General features: G+C 57.6%; 12 protein-coding genes, 3 tRNA genes and 3 rRNA genes. 1 reads left to right on the plus strand and 17 read right to left on the minus strand.

Translation table 11 applies throughout. The annotated features are described in order from the left end of the window. Positions 1–152 precede the first annotated feature (152 nt). From ACO07T_RS18105 to ACO07T_RS18180, 16 genes are all read right to left on the minus strand, one after another. Positions 153–332, minus strand: coding sequence for a hypothetical protein (locus ACO07T_RS18105; protein ID WP_422050538.1), 180 nt, complete (start codon positions 330–332; stop codon positions 153–155). A gap of 116 nt (positions 333–448) precedes the next feature. Continuing rightward, positions 449–739: a hypothetical protein gene (locus ACO07T_RS18110; RefSeq protein ID WP_422050539.1), complete on the minus strand. Its 291-nt coding sequence runs from the start codon at positions 737–739 to the stop codon at positions 449–451. A 241-nt stretch (positions 740–980) separates the two neighbouring features. Beyond that, positions 981–1,057 (minus strand) — tRNA-Met (locus ACO07T_RS18115). Between the two features lie 120 nt (positions 1,058–1,177). Further along, positions 1,178–1,292 (minus strand): 5S ribosomal RNA (gene rrf / locus ACO07T_RS18120). A 93-nt stretch (positions 1,293–1,385) separates the two neighbouring features. Beyond that, positions 1,386–4,214, minus strand: a 23S ribosomal RNA gene (locus tag ACO07T_RS18125). A gap of 528 nt (positions 4,215–4,742) precedes the next feature. Next, positions 4,743–4,818 (minus strand) — tRNA-Ala (locus ACO07T_RS18130). A gap of 20 nt (positions 4,819–4,838) precedes the next feature. Beyond that, positions 4,839–4,915: transfer RNA gene (locus ACO07T_RS18135), tRNA-Ile, on the minus strand. A gap of 148 nt (positions 4,916–5,063) precedes the next feature. Continuing rightward, positions 5,064–6,523, minus strand: a 16S ribosomal RNA gene (locus ACO07T_RS18140). Together the 16S, 23S and 5S rRNA genes with 3 tRNA genes alongside form the textbook arrangement of a ribosomal RNA operon. 778 nt (positions 6,524–7,301) lie before the next feature. Then, a complete protein-coding gene (locus ACO07T_RS18145) occupies positions 7,302–8,282 on the minus strand; it encodes an energy transducer TonB (RefSeq protein ID WP_422050540.1) in 981 nt (326 codons plus the stop codon). After that, a complete protein-coding gene (locus ACO07T_RS18150) occupies positions 8,279–8,662 on the minus strand; it encodes an ExbD/TolR family protein (protein ID WP_422050541.1) in 384 nt (127 codons plus the stop codon). The genes ACO07T_RS18145 and ACO07T_RS18150 overlap by 4 nt, the downstream gene beginning before the upstream one ends. A 5-nt stretch (positions 8,663–8,667) precedes the next feature. After that, complete coding sequence (locus tag ACO07T_RS18155) at positions 8,668–9,045, minus strand: ExbD/TolR family protein (RefSeq protein WP_422050542.1); 378 nt, start codon at positions 9,043–9,045, stop codon at positions 8,668–8,670. Position 9,046: 1 nt separating this feature from the next. Next, positions 9,047–9,712 (minus strand): MotA/TolQ/ExbB proton channel family protein, encoded by a 666-nt coding sequence (locus ACO07T_RS18160; RefSeq protein WP_422050543.1) that lies wholly within the window; start codon positions 9,710–9,712, stop codon positions 9,047–9,049. Positions 9,713–9,749: 37 nt separating this feature from the next. Continuing rightward, positions 9,750–10,526, minus strand: a complete 777-nt coding sequence (locus ACO07T_RS18165) for a heme ABC transporter ATP-binding protein (RefSeq protein WP_422050544.1) — start codon at positions 10,524–10,526, stop codon at positions 9,750–9,752. Between the two features lie 3 nt (positions 10,527–10,529). Then, a complete protein-coding gene (locus ACO07T_RS18170) occupies positions 10,530–11,606 on the minus strand; it encodes a FecCD family ABC transporter permease (protein WP_422050545.1) in 1,077 nt (358 codons plus the stop codon). Beyond that, complete coding sequence (locus tag ACO07T_RS18175) at positions 11,606–12,475, minus strand: heme/hemin ABC transporter substrate-binding protein (RefSeq protein WP_348539480.1); 870 nt, start codon at positions 12,473–12,475, stop codon at positions 11,606–11,608. The genes ACO07T_RS18170 and ACO07T_RS18175 overlap by 1 nt, the downstream gene beginning before the upstream one ends. Next, a complete protein-coding gene (locus ACO07T_RS18180) occupies positions 12,472–13,524 on the minus strand; it encodes a hemin-degrading factor (RefSeq protein WP_422050546.1) in 1,053 nt (350 codons plus the stop codon). The genes ACO07T_RS18175 and ACO07T_RS18180 overlap by 4 nt, the downstream gene beginning before the upstream one ends. A gap of 233 nt (positions 13,525–13,757) precedes the next feature. Here ACO07T_RS18180 and ACO07T_RS18185 point away from each other — a divergent pair, with 233 nt between their 5' ends. Further along, a complete protein-coding gene (locus tag ACO07T_RS18185) occupies positions 13,758–15,785 on the plus strand; it encodes a TonB-dependent receptor domain-containing protein (RefSeq protein WP_422050547.1) in 2,028 nt (675 codons plus the stop codon). 115 nt (positions 15,786–15,900) lie between these two features. Here ACO07T_RS18185 and ACO07T_RS18190 read toward each other — a convergent pair whose 3' ends face one another. Continuing rightward, positions 15,901–16,164: a WGR domain-containing protein gene (locus tag ACO07T_RS18190; protein WP_209065442.1), complete on the minus strand. Its 264-nt coding sequence runs from the start codon at positions 16,162–16,164 to the stop codon at positions 15,901–15,903.

Genomic DNA, 16,164 nt, shown 5'->3' on the forward strand with positions numbered 1-16,164 from the left:
AAATGGGCGTTACCCTCTGCGAGTGGTACTCGCATTCACCCACGGTTTTTCAGCAAATAGATGTTTGGCGACACCGCACTGAGCAACCCAACTCCATTAGTACCGTGCCAACAGCCCTATCGCCCTTCCCCTTCAAGCACCGAGATTTGTTCTCACAATAGGGCAATCTTTTGGCACCGCAGGTGGTCATCAATAAGCTTCAAAAACATCTGCCTCGTCGCACCTTTTTTCATGCCAAACTGTGCGGCAGCGAGTTGATTGAATTGATCCACCTGTTCTGAGGAAACTCGGAAGTAGAAAGAGACCGTGTCCTCTTGGTCATTGCCTGACATCGCGGCTCTCCCCAAAGAGCAGCGAGGTAATGTGCATTGCGAGCAATGCATGGATGACAGCCAATTTTGATACGCCCACCCACATCGCGCGGTCTGCTAGGCTGGCCGCATACGCCCTATTGGTCGGCCTCAAAGATCAACTGCTCCACCCTGACCTGATTGCCGAGTTCGCCAAAGCATATCAGGAAGAACACAACCGTCTCACAGCTCTGAGTTCGGTTGATGAAGCCAAAACCAAACGTGACCTGGCGCAGGTCATTCGCCAGATTGACCGCATCGTGGACGCCATTGCCGAGGGGATGTTTCACGAGAGCATGAAGGCTAAGATGGACGACCTGGAGGCGCGCAAGCGCGACCTTGAAGCTGAGTTGGCTAGTGCTGAGCCGCCAGCCCCCGTTATGCTGCACCCCAACCTCTCCGAGGTGTATCGCGACAAGGTCGCTAACCTGACCAGGGCACTGAACGATCCGGCAACCAAAGCTGAAGCGACAACGATCATGCGGTCCCTGCTTGAGAGCATTCGCCTTATGCCCAACGCTGATGGGAGTTTGGCCATTGAATTGATTGGAGAATTGGCTGGCTTGCTGAGTTTGGGGGTGTCTCAAAACGAACAAAGCCGCCCTGCGGCGGCTTCGTGTTCGAGAGTACTGGTTGCGGGAGTAGGATTTGAACCTACGACCTTCAGGTTATGAGCCTGACGAGCTACCGGGCTGCTCCATCCCGCGACGCTTTTGATCTTGGGCCATTTTTGGCTTTGAGATCTGTCGCCCTTCAGGACGTTTTTGTTGTTCTGAAGGTATTCTTTGTATCGTTTTGAGAGATGTTTTTTTTGAGCTATTTTCTAGGTTTGGCGATGACCTACTCTCCCACAGCTTAAGCAGCAGTACCATCGGCGCTACGGTGCTTAACGGCCGGGTTCGGGATGGGACCGGGTGTTTCACTCGCGCTATGATCACCAAACCGAGGAAATAGCTCGGTTTATGTGTTGTCCAAGTCAGTATACTGATTGTTGTGTATGCTTTTGTGTCCGTAAAAGTCTTTCTTTTACTGGATCAAATCAAGCCTATCGGACCATTAGTACCGGTCAACTGAATGCATTGCTGCACTTACATCTCCGGCCTATCGACGAGGTGGTCTACCTCGGTCCTCAGGGATACCTTGTTTTGAGGGGGGCTTCCCGCTTAGATGCCTTCAGCGGTTATCCTGTCCGATCATAGCTACCCTGCACTGCTGCTGGCGCAACAACAGGTCCACCAGTGGATCGTTCACCCCGGTCCTCTCGTACTAGGGGCAACTCCTCTCAAGTATCCTACACCCACGGCAGATAGGGACCGAACTGTCTCACGACGTTCTAAACCCAGCTCACGTACCTCTTTAAACGGCGAACAGCCGTACCCTTGGGACCTGCTCCAGCCCCAGGATGAGATGAGCCGACATCGAGGTGCCAAACACTGCCGTCGATATGGACTCTTGGGCAGTATCAGCCTGTTATCCCCGGCGTACCTTTTATCCGTTGAGCGATGGCCCTTCCACTCGGGACCACCGGATCACTATGGCCGTCTTTCGACTCTGCTCGACTTGTCAGTCTCGCAGTCAGGCTGGCTTCTGCCATTGCACTCAACGAGCGATTTCCGACCGCTCTGAGCCAACCTTCGCGCGCCTCCGTTACGCTTTAGGAGGCGACCGCCCCAGTCAAACTACCCGCCACACAGGGTCCCGGATCCGGATAACGGACCGCGGTTAGACATCAAGCAATGCAAGGGTGGTATCTCAAGGGAGGCTCCACCAAAACTGGCGTTCTGGTTTCAAAGCCCACCACCTATCCTGCACATGCATGGCCTGATGCCAGTGTGAAGCTGTAGTAAAGGTGCACGGGGTCTTTCCGTCTAACCGCGGGAAGCCTGCATCTTGACAGGCAATTCAATTTCGCTGAGTCGATGTTGGAGACAGCGGGGAAGTCGTTACGCCATTCGTGCAGGTCGGAACTTACCCGACAAGGAATTTCGCTACCTTAGGACCGTTATAGTTACGGCCGCCGTTTACCTGGGCTTCAATTCGGAGCTCTCACCCCTCCTTTTAACCTTCAGGCACCGGGCAGGCGTCAGACCCTATACGTCGTCTTGCGACTTCGCAGAGCCCTGTGTTTTTAGTAAACAGTCGCCACCCCCTGGTTTGTGCCCCCAGCCAATACTTGCGTAGAAACTGGGCCTCCTTCTCGCGAACTTACGGAGGTATTTTGCCGAGTTCCTTCAACATCGTTCTCTCAAGCGCCTTGGTATGCTCTACCAGTCCACCTGTGTTGGTTTAGGGTACGGTCTCATGGAGGGCTATTTCCAGGAACCAATCAGCGGCCCGCCCAATCCGATAAGGGCGAACAACCTTCATGATCCGTCACATCCTCCTGGCCTAGGAATATTAACCTAGTTCCCATCGGCTACGCCTTTCGGCCTCGCCTTAGGGGCCGGCTTACCCTGCTCAGATTAGCTTTAAGCAGGAACCCTTGGACTTTCGGCGAGAGTGTCTCTCACACTCTTTGTCGCTACTCATGTCATCATTCTCACTAGTGATCTCTCCACCGGATGGCTCACGCCCCGGCTTCATCGAAAGCTCCATATCCTGCGCTATATCCCGGAGGATATAGAAGAGGATTGGAACTATGTCACACTACGCTCTGCTACCGATGCTTACGCATCCCTAGACTTCGGCTCATGGCTTGAGCCCCGTTACATCTTCGCCGCAGGACAACTTATTTAGACCAGTGAGCTGTTACGCTATCTTTAAAGGATGGCTGCTTCTAAGCCAACCTCCTGGTTGTTTTGGTCGTCCCACCTGCTTTCCCACTTAGCCATGAATTAGGGGCCTTAGTCGTAGGTCAGGGTTGTTTCCCTCTCCACTACGGACGTTAGCATCCGCAGTGTGTCTGCCATCTAGTACTCCCGGGTATTCGGAGTTTGGTTAGGATCAGTAAGCCTGTGGGGCCCCATTACCCATCCAGTGCTCTACCCCCCGGGGTATTCGGATGACGCTCTACCTAAATAGATTTCGCAGAGAACCAGCTATCTCCGAGTTTGATTGGCCTTTCACCCCTAGGCACAGCTCATCCCGATCTTTTTCAACAGATGTGGGTTCGGTCCTCCAGTGCGTGTTACCGCACCTTCAACCTGGCCATGCCTAGATCACTCGGTTTCGGGTCTGATCCATCTAACTCATGCGCCCTATTAAGACTCGCTTTCACTGCGCCTACACCTAACGGCTTAAGCTTGCTAGATAGACCAAGTCGATGACCCATTATACAAAAGGTACGCTGTCAGCCCTCAAGGGGCCTCCAACTGATTGTAGGCGTTCGGTTTCAGGTACTGTTTCACTCCCCTCGTCGGGGTGCTTTTCACCTTTCCCTCACGGTACTGGTTCGCTATCGGTCAGTAAGGAGTACTTAGCCTTCGAAGGTGGTCCTCCGATCTTCAGACAGGATTTCACGTGTCCCGCCCTACTTAATACATCCTTCAGAGCTTCCTATACGGGGCTGTCACCCACTATGGCCCGTCTTCCCAAACGGTTCTAGTCACTCATCAGGCTTGGCTGGTCCGCGTTCGCTCGCCACTACTAGCGGAGTATCAATTGATTTCCTTTCCTCCGGGTACTTAGATGTTTCAGTTCCCCGGGTTTGCTCTTAAGACCCTATGTATTCAGGTCAAAAGTACCTGGTTAAGAACATTATAAATTACCGAGGTAATTATAATGAACTTTCAGGTGGGTTCCCCCATTCAGAGATCCATGGATCAAAGCTTATTCTCAGCTCCCCATGGCTTATCGCAGAGTATCACGTCTTTCATCGCCTCTTACTGCCAAGGCATCCACCAAACGCCCTTCTCGCGCTTGATTTGATCCAGAAAGAGAAAGACTTGCGTCCTTCGTGATCGCAAAAGCTGGCATGCTCGCAATCCTGTTTCTGAACCAAAAGTCATACTTTCCCGCTCCCTACCCTGGAACCCTCGCTGCCGATGTCGGTCGGCCCCACGAGGAGGATAAGGAACTTATGCAAGATCTCTCGATCTTGCGGGTTAGTGTACTTGACTTGGACAACTCTGTTCGTTTCAGCAGGGATACGAAGGAGAAGACCGAGGAAACAGTCTTCAATATCGCCTCTCCAAAAGGAGACCTGACTGAGATCATCCCCGTACTTAGGGCGATCAAACAGTGTTGATTGTTATTCTCAAAACCTCTCATCACTGAGCTGTTTTGGAACAACTTGTATCTCTCTAAACGATGTCAAAGCTTCTTGCGAAGCTGATGTCCGATTGGACGGCTAAACACTCGCAAGTGCTTAGCGATCTAATCGAGGGTAAATGGCTTTCGTGAGCTTTGCTTGCAGCAAAACCACTGTCGCCATCACTTCCGAAGGAAGTGATTTGGTGGAGCCTAGCGGGATCGAACCGCTGACCTCCTGAATGCAAATCAGGCGCTCTCCCAGCTGAGCTAAGGCCCCATTATCATCCCGAAGGATGGTGGTGGGTCGAGGAGGACTTGAACCTCCGACCTCACGCTTATCAGGCGTGCGCTCTAACCACCTGAGCTACCGACCCAGACAGGCCGGCAGGCCTGATGTATTCCTGAAGAGATATGGGGACGGCCTGGTCCGTTTGATATAGATCGGCAAAGGTACCGATCTGTTGCTAAGTGCATCCACGAAGTGAGAAAGCGAACTTTCCTACTTGCTAGGTGCATCCTTAGAAAGGAGGTGATCCAGCCGCAGGTTCCCCTACGGCTACCTTGTTACGACTTCACCCCAGTCGCTGATCCTACCGTGGTCCGCTGCCTCCAAAAGGTTAGCGCACGGCCGTCGGGTAGAACCAACTCCCATGGTGTGACGGGCGGTGTGTACAAGGCCCGGGAACGTATTCACCGCGTCATGCTGTTACGCGATTACTAGCGATTCCGACTTCATGCCGTCGAGTTGCAGACGACAATCCGAACTGAGACAGTTTTTTGGGATTAACCCATTGTCACTGCCATTGTAGCACGTGTGTAGCCCAACCCGTAAGGGCCATGAGGACTTGACGTCATCCACACCTTCCTCCCGCTTATCACGGGCAGTTTCCCTAGAGTGCCCAGCCGAACTGCTGGCAACTAAGGATGTGGGTTGCGCTCGTTGCCGGACTTAACCGAACATCTCACGACACGAGCTGACGACAGCCATGCAGCACCTGTCACTAGGTCCCGAAGGAAGGCTCCATCTCTGGAGTTGTCCTAGGATGTCAAGGGTTGGTAAGGTTCTGCGCGTTGCTTCGAATTAAACCACATGCTCCACCGCTTGTGCGGGCCCCCGTCAATTCCTTTGAGTTTTAATCTTGCGACCGTACTCCCCAGGCGGAATGCTTAATCCGTTAGGTGTGTCACCGAATAGCATGCTACCCGACGACTGGCATTCATCGTTTACGGTGTGGACTACCAGGGTATCTAATCCTGTTTGCTCCCCACACTTTCGCACCTCAGCGTCAGTATCGAGCCAGTGAGCCGCCTTCGCCACTGGTGTTCCTCCGAATATCTACGAATTTCACCTCTACACTCGGAATTCCACTCACCTCTCTCGAACTCTAGGTTGCCAGTATTAAAGGCAGTTCCGGGGTTGAGCCCCGGGATTTCACCTCTAACTTAACAACCCGCCTACGCGCGCTTTACGCCCAGTAATTCCGAACAACGCTAACCCCCTCCGTATTACCGCGGCTGCTGGCACGGAGTTAGCCGGGGTTTCTTTACCTGCTACTGTCATTATCATCACAGGCGAAAGAGCTTTACGACCCTAGGGCCTTCATCACTCACGCGGCATGGCTGGATCAGGCTTGCGCCCATTGTCCAAGATTCCCCACTGCTGCCTCCCGTAGGAGTCTGGGCCGTGTCTCAGTCCCAGTGTTGCTGATCATCCTCTAAAACCAGCTATAGATCGTAGACTTGGTAGGCCGTTACCCCACCAACTATCTAATCTAACGCGGGCCGATCCCTCTCCGATAAATCTTTCCCCCGAAGGGCGTATAAGGTATTACTCTCCGTTTCCAGAGGCTATTCCTTAGAGAAGGGTACGTTCCCACGCGTTACTAACCCGTCCGCCGCTCACCCCGAAGGGCGCGCTCGACTTGCATGTGTTAGGCCTGCCGCCAGCGTTCGTTCTGAGCCAGGATCAAACTCTCAAGTTGAAACGCTGTTACCAGCGTATCCTTGACGTTCGAACCTCTGCACATCTCATCCAGGAGGCTAATCCCGGATGAACTCAAACTGTTCAATGTGCTCAGGTACCAAAGGTACCGAAAGCCACCAAACAGTGAAGCTGTTGTAAACTCTATTATCAGCCGAAGCCTAAGAGCCGATATGCAGGTGTTTGTTCATCGAAAGAACCAAACCGCCCTCATATCTCTTCAGTGTCATCACAATGTCAAATAACGTCGGAGCCCAAACAAGAACCCCAGAGACAAAACCACCAGACCGCGCCGAAAAACCTCCTAGCGCAACCCGCTGATACTGCTCGATATTTCCAGAACTTCCCAACCCAGAGCGCCGCTCCCTGCCAGTCCGTCCCGCCGTTGTGCGCCTCAGCGCCGCCGGTGAAGGGGGTTCTAAGGTTATCACCCACCAGCCGCAAGCGCTTTTTTCACTTTTTTCCCAAATTCAAAAACTTTCTTGCAAAAATAAACAATATCAATGACTTAACCGCACACAACCACACCAAAAATCCCAAAAACCATACCCAAATCCCCGCAAACCAACGTTATCCACAGAGTAACCCACAGACTCGTGGCAGACTCGGCCAAAGACTCGCTGAAGACTCGCCACAAAATGAGGACAGCGTTCCGAAACACACAACGCAACGCCAAACTCAAACGTCGGTATCGCGTCGGTAACGCGTACGTTTCGCGGAGGTGGAAGATTCTGACTGCCAAGACCAACGAACGCTGAAAGGCAGATTCCGCAACGGGGTTATTTGGAGGAAATGGGGATGTCCATTTTCAGGCTGGGTACACCGAGACCGGCGGGGGCCTTTGGCATACGGCCCGCCGCGCGCACGGCTTTGAGGGCGGCTTGGTCCAATCGGGTGTTGCCGGAGCCCTTTAACAGAGAGATGCCGGAGACCTTGCCGTCTGCAGAAACGGTGATCCGCACAAAGGCTTTGCCTTTGCCCACACCACGAGGGGCGCGTTGGGCAATACGCGCGCGCACAGACTGGGCCCATTTGCGGGCGAGGCTTTTGCGTTTGGCGTTGGACACGGAGGCGGTTTGCTCATCCCCGTTTTTGCCTTTGGCGGTTTTGCCGCCTTCGCCCTGTGCACGCCGTGCGTTGATCTGGATGGAGTCGGTGGCCGATTGCGCGGCTTTCTTCTCCGTCTTCTTCTTCTCAGGTGCCGGAGGCTTTGGCGGCGGGGGCGGAGAGGCCGGTGCCTTGGGCGCGGCCTCTAATACCGGTGCCTCCATCGGCTTGGGCAATTCAGGGGGCGCAGCTCTGGGTGTGACCTGAGATGGGGCCGCCTGAGGAGGGGCCGGTTGCTCGGGTGGCAACTGTGCCGGAGGGGTCGCCATATCTGATTGCAGGTTTGGCGCTTGGGCCGCAGGTGCGACGGGCAAAGGCGGGCCATCTGCGGAGGGCAGGTTCAACGCCTGCATGTCACTCATCTGAGGTGAGACCTCTGCGGCGGCCACGGGCATGGGCGGTGGCGCGTCTTGCGGCACGCTTTGCTGTGGCATGGAAAGATCCATGGCCTCAGGTAGATCAGGCGGCGCATCCCAGGTTTCCACCAAAGCGGCGATGCTGGCATTGGAGGCCATCATCTGCAGAAGGTCCGCACCCGCATCCCCTGCGCTTTGCAGGCCGCTTTCCAATTGCGGGGCAAAGAAGGCGAGATGGCCAGCGGTGACGATGCCGCCAAACACAAGGGCTTCTGAGGTGATGCGCGCCAGTCTCATTGCAGGGCCGACACCAGTTTGAGATCCCGCACCCCTGCTGCCGCGAGTTTTGGCAGAAGTGCTGCGATCTCCTGTGCGGAGACGGCACGGTCTGCGCGCAGCATCAGGGGCTCATTTTCGGGATAATCGGTCAAAGCCGCCAAAACATCTGCTTCGCCGCGTGCCTCCTGATACGCCAGCTCGCCCTCAGAGGAGATATGCAGGATGGCCTGACCATCTGCGGGCGTGTCCAAATCGGCTGCGGGCGGGGAAACTTCGAAAGGTTCCGGCGGTGTGATCTGCGCGGTCATCAGAAAGAAGATCAGCAACAGGAAGACCACGTTGATCATCGGGATCACACTTTCGGCAGCGGCACGTTTGGGGGCTGTTGCAATGCGCATGAGGGTTACTCCACCAGAACCAATGTTTCATATCCGGCATCAGACAGGCGCTGCATCACATCCACGACGCGCTGCAGATCGGCTTCGTCGCGCGCGCGCACCACAATGGCGTCGCTGTGTGAGAGCATCATTGTGCCAAGTTCCGCCAGCAGATCTTCGACCGGTGTGGCCACCCCGTTTAGGCTGACACTTTCGGGGCGCACTTCGACCAGACGCGGCGGGCCTCCATAGGGGCGGTCAGAGGCGGCGCTGAGCGGCAGCGGGATTTCCATTTCCTGCCCAAAGCGCGAGGCCAGCATAAAGAACACCAGCAACAGAAAGACCACGTCGATCATCGGTGTCAGGCTGGGCCTGCGGCGCGTGGGGGCAGCGGCGAATTTCATCTTATTCCGCCGCCATCAGCTGGGTGCTGTTGTCTTTGCCGCTGGTGAGAATGCGGGTGGCCGCATCTTCCATGTCTTCCTGAGAGCGCGTGACCACGGATTCAAACCATGTGAGCGCGATGGAGGCGGGGATGGCCACAGCCATGCCGGCGGCGGTGGTCAAAAGCGCTTCCCAGATGCCCCCGGCCAAAGCGGCGGGGTCGGCGCGCGAGCCTGCCTGTTGCAGGGTTTGGAAAGCGGCGATCATACCCAGAACCGTGCCGAGAAGCCCAAGCAGGGGCGCGATGGTGGCGATGAGTTCAAGGGCGCGCAATCCGCTGCGGCCATCGGCCAGTTTGCGGCGCGCCACCCGTTCGATCTCTTCTCGCTGCTCTTCCGGTGAGAGCCGCCCCTCAGCACAGACCTGCATGGCGGCGTTGGCCACAACCGCGCGCAGGGAGCGTCGACCGTCGAGCACCGAAAGCGCGCCTTTGCGGTCGCCTTTGGTCCAGAGGGTCACAGCGTATTCGGTTTTTTCCCCCGCCCAGGCACCAAGCAGCAGAAGACGCCAGATTTTCCAGAGGATCAGTGCGCCGGTGATGACCGATAGCGCCGAGATAGCCCAGATTGCCGGGCCGCCCTGCTCCAGAAACGCCAGAGCTTCCAACCAACGAGACTCAAGATGCATGGTATCTGTCCTTATTCATTGCGGGGCGGGTGCCGCCTCACGCCTGCGCCACATGGGGCAATAAGAAGGTGCCGGAGGGCGGCGTGGTGTTGACCTGAACGGCGCAGTGGTAGGCTTGGCTCAGCAAGCTGTTGGTGAAGACCGCTTCCGGCGTGCCTTGGGCAAGGATGCGGCCATCGCTGATCAGGGCGACGTCATCGGCAAACATGGCGGTGAGATTGAGATCATGCATCACCGCCACAACGCCGCCGCCCGCATCTGCAAAATCGCGGGCGATCTGCATCACCAGAAGCTGGTGGCCGATGTCGAGTGCGGAGACCGGCTCGTCCAGAAACAGCCAGCGGGGGGTGCCCTTCTGTGTCGGCTCCCAGACCTGCGCCAGAACGCGAGCGAGCTGCACCCGCTGTTGCTCGCCACCGGAGAGCTCCTGATAAAAGCGCGCGGCATAGCCGCTGAGGCCGACACGTTCCAACGCGGCGGGCACCAGATGCGGGCTGCCGCCGGAGGTGCCGTTCATCAGCCCCAAGCGGACCACTTCGGCCACGGTGAAGGGAAAGGCCAGCGGTGTGGCCTGAGGCAGCACGCCGCGCATGGCGGCAAGCTGCCAGGGTTTGGCTGTGTCGACGTCGGTGCCGTTGAGCAGCACTTTGCCACCGTGGAGCACTTCGGCGGTCATGGCTTTCAAGAGCGTGGTTTTGCCCGAGCCGTTGGGGCCAACGATGGCGGTCAACGCGCCGGGGGCGGCGTTAAAGGACACATCATGCAGCACGTCGCGGCTGCCAAAGGTGACGGTGATATTTGTGGCTGAGAGCATGGCTTACATATCCACGAGGCCGCGGCGGCGCAGCAGGATCCAGAGGAAGAAGGGGCCACCGATGACGGCCATGATGATGCCGATGGGCAATTCGGCGGGGGCGATGATCATGCGGCTGATGATGTCGGCCACCAGCAGGAGCGTGGCGCCCAAGAGCGCGGAGTTGCGCAAGAGGTAGGTGTGATCCGGCCCCACAGCGAGGCGCAGAAGGTGTGGCACCACGATGCCGACAAAGCCGATGCCGCCGCTGACCGCAACGGCTGCGCCGACGGCCGCGGCAACCGCAAGGATGGCGACATTTTTGGTGCGCTGCACGTCGATGCCCATGTGGCTGGCGGCGGCTTCGCCAAGCGCCAGACCGTTGAGGCCTTTGGCAATGAAAGGCGTGGCAATCAGGGCGGCCAGCATCAGCGGCAGGGCGGCAAAGAGTTTGGACCATGTGGCCCCGGCAATGGAGCCCATGCCCCAGAAGGTGAGCGTGCGCAGTTGGGCGTCATCGGCGATATAAATGAGCACGCCGCCAACAGCGCCGGTCAGCGCGCCAAGGCCGATCCCCGCCAGCAGCATGGTGGCGACAGAGGTGCGCCCTTTGCGGGTGGAGACATGATAGAGGATCAGGGTCATGGCCCAGCTGCCCGCAAAGGCGGCAATCGGCACAATGTAATAGCCAAGCGCGGCGCTGATCGCGGCAGGCAACAGGCCGCCAAGCACAATGGCGACGATGGCCCCGAAGGCAGCACCGGCGCTGACGCCGATCAGGCCGGGGTCGGCCAGTGGGTTGCGAAAGAGCCCCTGCATGGTTGCGCCGGACACCGCCAGTGCGGCGCCAACCGCCACGCCCATCAAGGTGCGCGGCAGGCGGATGTCCCAGAGCACGACGCGCTCGCGCAGCTCAAGCTCCTCGCCGCGGGCCAGATCCCAGAGCGCCTGCCAGAGCGAGGTGCCGGATGCGCCAATGGCGAGAGAGGCCAGCATGGCAAGCAGCAGACCACCCACCAGCACCAAAGTGAGCCGATGGGCGCGATGGCTGCGGTCGCCCTCAAGGGGCGCTGCAGCTGGCGTGTGCAGTGCGAAGGCCATCAGCTTTCAATGTCCGCCAAAGCGTCGGCCAGCTCGGAAATCGCCTGCGCGGTGCGGACGGAGAAGCCCAGAAGCAACATGCCGTCCATGCGCACCACCGCCTCATTGAGGGCGGCCGGTGTCTGGCCAATGGCAGGGTGGGCGCGCAGGGTTTCATTGCTGGCGCTGTGATCGCCCTGACGGCCCATCATCAGAATGACTTCGGCCCCGCTGGTGGCGATGGCTTCGTCGGTCATGGGTTTGAAGCCTTCAAAACCGGTGGCGGCGTTCTGGCCACCCGCAAGCGAGATGATCGCATCCGCGCTGGTGTTGGTGCCAGCCGCCATCACGCGCCCCCCCGCGGCGGACAGGATAAAGAGCACTTTGGGGCGGTGGGTGGTGTCGACTTTGGCAAGCGCCTCGGCGATGGCCGCGTCGGTTTGAGCCGCCAGCGCCTCGCCTTTCTCCTGAACCCCCAGAATTCCGGCCACGGTGAGGATCTTTTCGCTGATGGCTTCGCGGGTGAAACCGTCGTTGATTTCCGCCACCGGAATGGCGGCCTCGCGCAGCAGTTCCATGGTTTCCAGCGGACCGGCACCCGCCTCACTGATGATGAGATCGGGATTGACCGACAAGAGGCCTTCCGGGGACAGGCGGCGGATATAGCCCACATCGGGCAGATCGCGCGCCTCAGCCGGGAAGTTGGAGGTGGTGTCACGCGCAACAAGGCGGTCTTCTTCCTCAAGTGCGTAGACGATTTCGGTGACCGCGCCGCCGACCGCGACAATGCGGGAGGCTGGTTCATCCGCTTGCAAGGTGGTGCCCAGCAGGATTGCCAGTGCACCGGCCATCACGGACTGTGTGGCCGCTATTCCGCTCAATTTCATCATGCCGGAACCTCCGCAAAGCTGTCTTCAAGATCGGCCATCAGGGCATTCCAGCCCGCCGCCGCATCGTCATCGCGCAGCACACCAAAGAACTGCGCAATCAACGCGCCCTCGGCATCAAAGGCCTCAACCGAGATGGCCGGCCCGCGACGGGTGCTTTTGGTGACCGCGTAGACCTCGGCGATGTGGTCCTTGCGCAGATGAAGATCGTGGCCGGGATCAAGCACGTTGATCCAAGGGCCCATTTCCACAATGCGCGCCACCGGGCCGGTGTGAATTTCGATGCATCCCGCATTGCCGACGAAGATCATCACCGGCACTTCTTTCTCAGACGCGCGGTGCAGCAGCGCTTCGACGGATTTGGGCGCAAGCGACCGGGCATAAGGCGCGCCCGCAATGCGGTAGGCCCCAAGACGGTTCATCTTCATTTTGCGGGTGAGCTGCATGAACTGATGGGTGTCGGTGAGCTTGTCCCACTCCGCGCGCAGCTTTTCAGCTTTCTCCGCATCGCCCTTCGCACCCTCAACAGGCTTGCGCGGCTCGACAGTCAACGCATCGGATTGCTCAGACAGTTTCAGCTCCGCAACAATCGCGTCCCATGCTTCAAGATTGGAGGCCTCGCGCAGGTGGACCTTGTGCACCGCATCACCAGCCGCATCAAACACCTGAATGGAGCGCTTCACACCTTTGTCGGTGGACTTCTCCACGGCAAAGGCATGTTTCCAGTGGCCGGGGAACATGCGCAGGTCGATCTCTTCATTGACCACCAACGCCGCGTGGTCGCCTGACCGGTAGTTGGCATATTCGCCCACCTTCTCGATCACGCAGGAGCGGTTGCGGGTCAGGGCCATGACTTCGCCCAGACGCTCAAAGGCGGCAAACAGCGGATCCAGCTCTGCGGTCACACAGGTCACGCCCTCGCCAACATGGGCGGCGATCAGTTCCGCTTCGGAAATGCCAAGCTGGTCTGCGAGGTCACGCTCCCGAAGGGTGCTGTGTTCTGCGCGAGCGTCACGGATTGCTTGCGGAGTAAGGGCGGAAGTGGCGGCCATAGTGCGCGCTCCTGTCAGTCATCAAGGCGTAAAGGTCTGGAGACAGGCTGGCGTGTGCAGAATAGTCACAGGGTGCTGGCGTCGGTGATCAAGTTGAATCACATTGTTGACAGAAATAGTGCGATTTATTAACGAGCGCAAGTCGTTCGCCGGAGAGCGAACAGACTCACTCAACAAGTCGTCGCCAGCCTCCCCCGCCAGCATCTTGAACAGACTATTGGAAGGGGATTTCCATGTTTGCCTGCACCACTCGCAGAGCAGCACTGCTCTGCAGCGCCGCGCTCATTTCAACCACATCCGTCATGGCGCAAGACAGCCTGAGCGACGGTGTTCTGGACGGCGTGACCGACGGCGTCATTCTGCTTGATGAAATTGTGCTGAAACGCTCCAAGCGCGACATTCAAACGGACACGGCCAACTCCATCACTGTTATTGAACAGGAAGAGATTGATGACCGTCAGGCCACCACGGTTGCCGAGCTGATCGACAGTGTGCCCGGTGTGACCCTGATCAACGGTGCAACGCCACAAGGCTCCGGCATCAACATCCGTGGCTTTGGCGCAAACAGCACTTTCGGCAGCGATCAGAAAGTTCTGATCCAGGTGGACGGCGCCTCCGTTGGCTCCGAAGAGCTTTACCGGATCAGCACCCAGCTGTTCACCGACCCGGCGCTTTATAAAGAGGTCTCTGTACTGCGCGGTCTGGGCGGCTCTTTTGAATATGGCTCTGGTGCCATCGGCGGCGTGGTTCTGTTGGAAACCAAAGACGCTTCTGATTTCACCGGTGGTGAAGTTGGCTTCAAGTTCCGCCAAACCCTGCAAGGCAACACCAACGGCAGCGGGTTCTCAAGCTCCTCCATTCTGGCCTGGCAGCCAACTGAGAATTTCGAAGTGCTCGGCAACTTTACCTACAGCGAGCAAAAAAACCAGAAAGATGGTGCTGGTGAAATCATCGGGAACTCCGCGTTTGAACTGCCGTCTTATGCGCTCAAAATGCGCGGCGTTTTTGGGGACGATCTCTCCCACCGTCTTGAGCTTAGCCTGAGCCACACCAACTCGTCTGAAAAAGACGTGCCATACGACAGCTTTGGCACCACCACTGATGCCTTTGGCAACGTGGACCGCGATCTGGAAAATACCATTGGCGTGCTGACCTATGGCTACAATCCGGCGGACAATGACCTGATCGATCTGGAAGTGAAGCTGAGCTACTCCGATCAGACCATTGACCAGAGCTATGTGGCGGGGTCGTCCTCTCTGGAAGGCACGCCAAGCTTCCCGTTCCTTGAGCCTCTTGTGGAAGCCGATCACCAGTATGAAACCACCAAGCTGCTGGTGAAGAACACCTCGCTGTTCAGCACCGGGCAGGCCACACACGATATGCGTTACGGTGTTGAACTCAGCCGTCGCGATCGTCTGGATGCGTCTTCTGCGCCGGGCGGCACGGATGACCGGGTTGCTGTGTTCGTCGTGGATGACATCGACTTTGGCAACGGGCTGACCCTGACGCCGGGTGTGCGCTTTGAGGATCAGACCATTGAGGGCAACGGTTCTGCAGATGGAAAATATGACAACAGCGCCCTGATGGGCGGCGTGTCTGCGCAGTATAAATTCGCCAGCGGCTGGTCGGTTTTGGGCAGCGTGGGCTACACCGAGAGCATGCCTATCATTGATGACCTCGGCACGCCGGTCTTCATGACCCAGAGCGAAAAAGCACGCAACTATGAGATTGGCACCTCCTATGCCAACACCGGTGTGTTCCGCGAACAGGACAGCATCGCGTTTAAAGCAACCGTGTATCAGACCGACATCTGGGACATCACCTCTTACCGCAACGTGGACCGTGTGGAACTGACCGGTATCGAGCTTGAAGGCCGTTACGCGCTGGAGAGTGGTTTTTATGCGGATGTGAACGCCAACTTCCAGGATGGCGACGAGATCCGCACCAATGGCGATGTGCTGGACTGGCGCAACCTGCCTGCTGATCAGCTGCGCCTGACACTTGGTAAGCGCTTTGACCGCAAGTGGGATCTGAGCTGGGAAATGGTGGCCAATGCCGAAACCGAGGTCAACGGCAGCGAGGCCCCAGGCTATGTGGTGCACAATCTGCGTGCCACCTATCGCCCGCAGGAAGGCGCCTTTGAAGGGCTGGAAGTGCGCATGGGTCTGGAGAACGCCTTTGACAAACTCTACACCCCCTACCTTGCCACCCGCCCGGCACCGGGCCGGACCCTCAAGGTCTCGCTGGCAAAAACCTTCTAAGGTTTAAGACATAAGAGTTTCCGGCGGCTGCGGTCGCCGGAAAGCATGGTTTACCCCATCCTGTAAACGGGTTCCCTAACATTTTGCTGTGCCAGATCCGCGCCAAGTCTGCGCGTCAGAGGCTGTCGCCAAACAGGGTCAGCTGCACCGGGATTGAGGCATAGCCGTTGCGCATCTTGGCGGCTTTCAGATCAATACAGACATCATGGGCCGCGGCCTCGGTTGCGAGATACTCGATGCGGCTTTTGCTGCCCTTGTGGCCAAGGCGGCCCCATTCGTGGATCACGCACCATTCGCCAAAGAGCGTCTGCGTGACATAAAGCACGTAGAAGCGACGCTGGCGGCGGCCAGGATTGATTTTCTCTAGTCGGATCAGCAC

Source organism: Shimia sp. (genome assembly GCF_965227725.1).
In the GTDB taxonomy this organism is placed as follows: domain Bacteria; phylum Pseudomonadota; class Alphaproteobacteria; order Rhodobacterales; family Rhodobacteraceae; genus Shimia.

Excerpts from the sequence above, each read along its gene's own strand:
- ACO07T_RS18145 (WP_422050540.1), bottom strand. The coding sequence starts at position 8,282 with ATGAGACTGGCGCGCATCACCTCAGAAGCCCTTGTGTTTGGCGGCATC.
- ACO07T_RS18185 (WP_422050547.1), top strand. The coding sequence starts at position 13,758 with ATGTTTGCCTGCACCACTCGCAGAGCAGCACTGCTCTGCAGCGCCGCG.
- ACO07T_RS18170 (WP_422050545.1), bottom strand. The coding sequence starts at position 11,606 with ATGGCCTTCGCACTGCACACGCCAGCTGCAGCGCCCCTTGAGGGCGAC.
- ACO07T_RS18160 (WP_422050543.1), bottom strand. The coding sequence starts at position 9,712 with ATGCATCTTGAGTCTCGTTGGTTGGAAGCTCTGGCGTTTCTGGAGCAG.
- ACO07T_RS18150 (WP_422050541.1), bottom strand. The coding sequence starts at position 8,662 with ATGCGCATTGCAACAGCCCCCAAACGTGCCGCTGCCGAAAGTGTGATC.
- ACO07T_RS18105 (WP_422050538.1), bottom strand. The coding sequence starts at position 332 with ATGTCAGGCAATGACCAAGAGGACACGGTCTCTTTCTACTTCCGAGTT.
- ACO07T_RS18165 (WP_422050544.1), bottom strand. The coding sequence starts at position 10,526 with ATGCTCTCAGCCACAAATATCACCGTCACCTTTGGCAGCCGCGACGTG.
- ACO07T_RS18155 (WP_422050542.1), bottom strand. The coding sequence starts at position 9,045 with ATGAAATTCGCCGCTGCCCCCACGCGCCGCAGGCCCAGCCTGACACCG.
- ACO07T_RS18180 (WP_422050546.1), bottom strand. The coding sequence starts at position 13,524 with ATGGCCGCCACTTCCGCCCTTACTCCGCAAGCAATCCGTGACGCTCGC.
- ACO07T_RS18175 (WP_348539480.1), bottom strand. The coding sequence starts at position 12,475 with ATGATGAAATTGAGCGGAATAGCGGCCACACAGTCCGTGATGGCCGGT.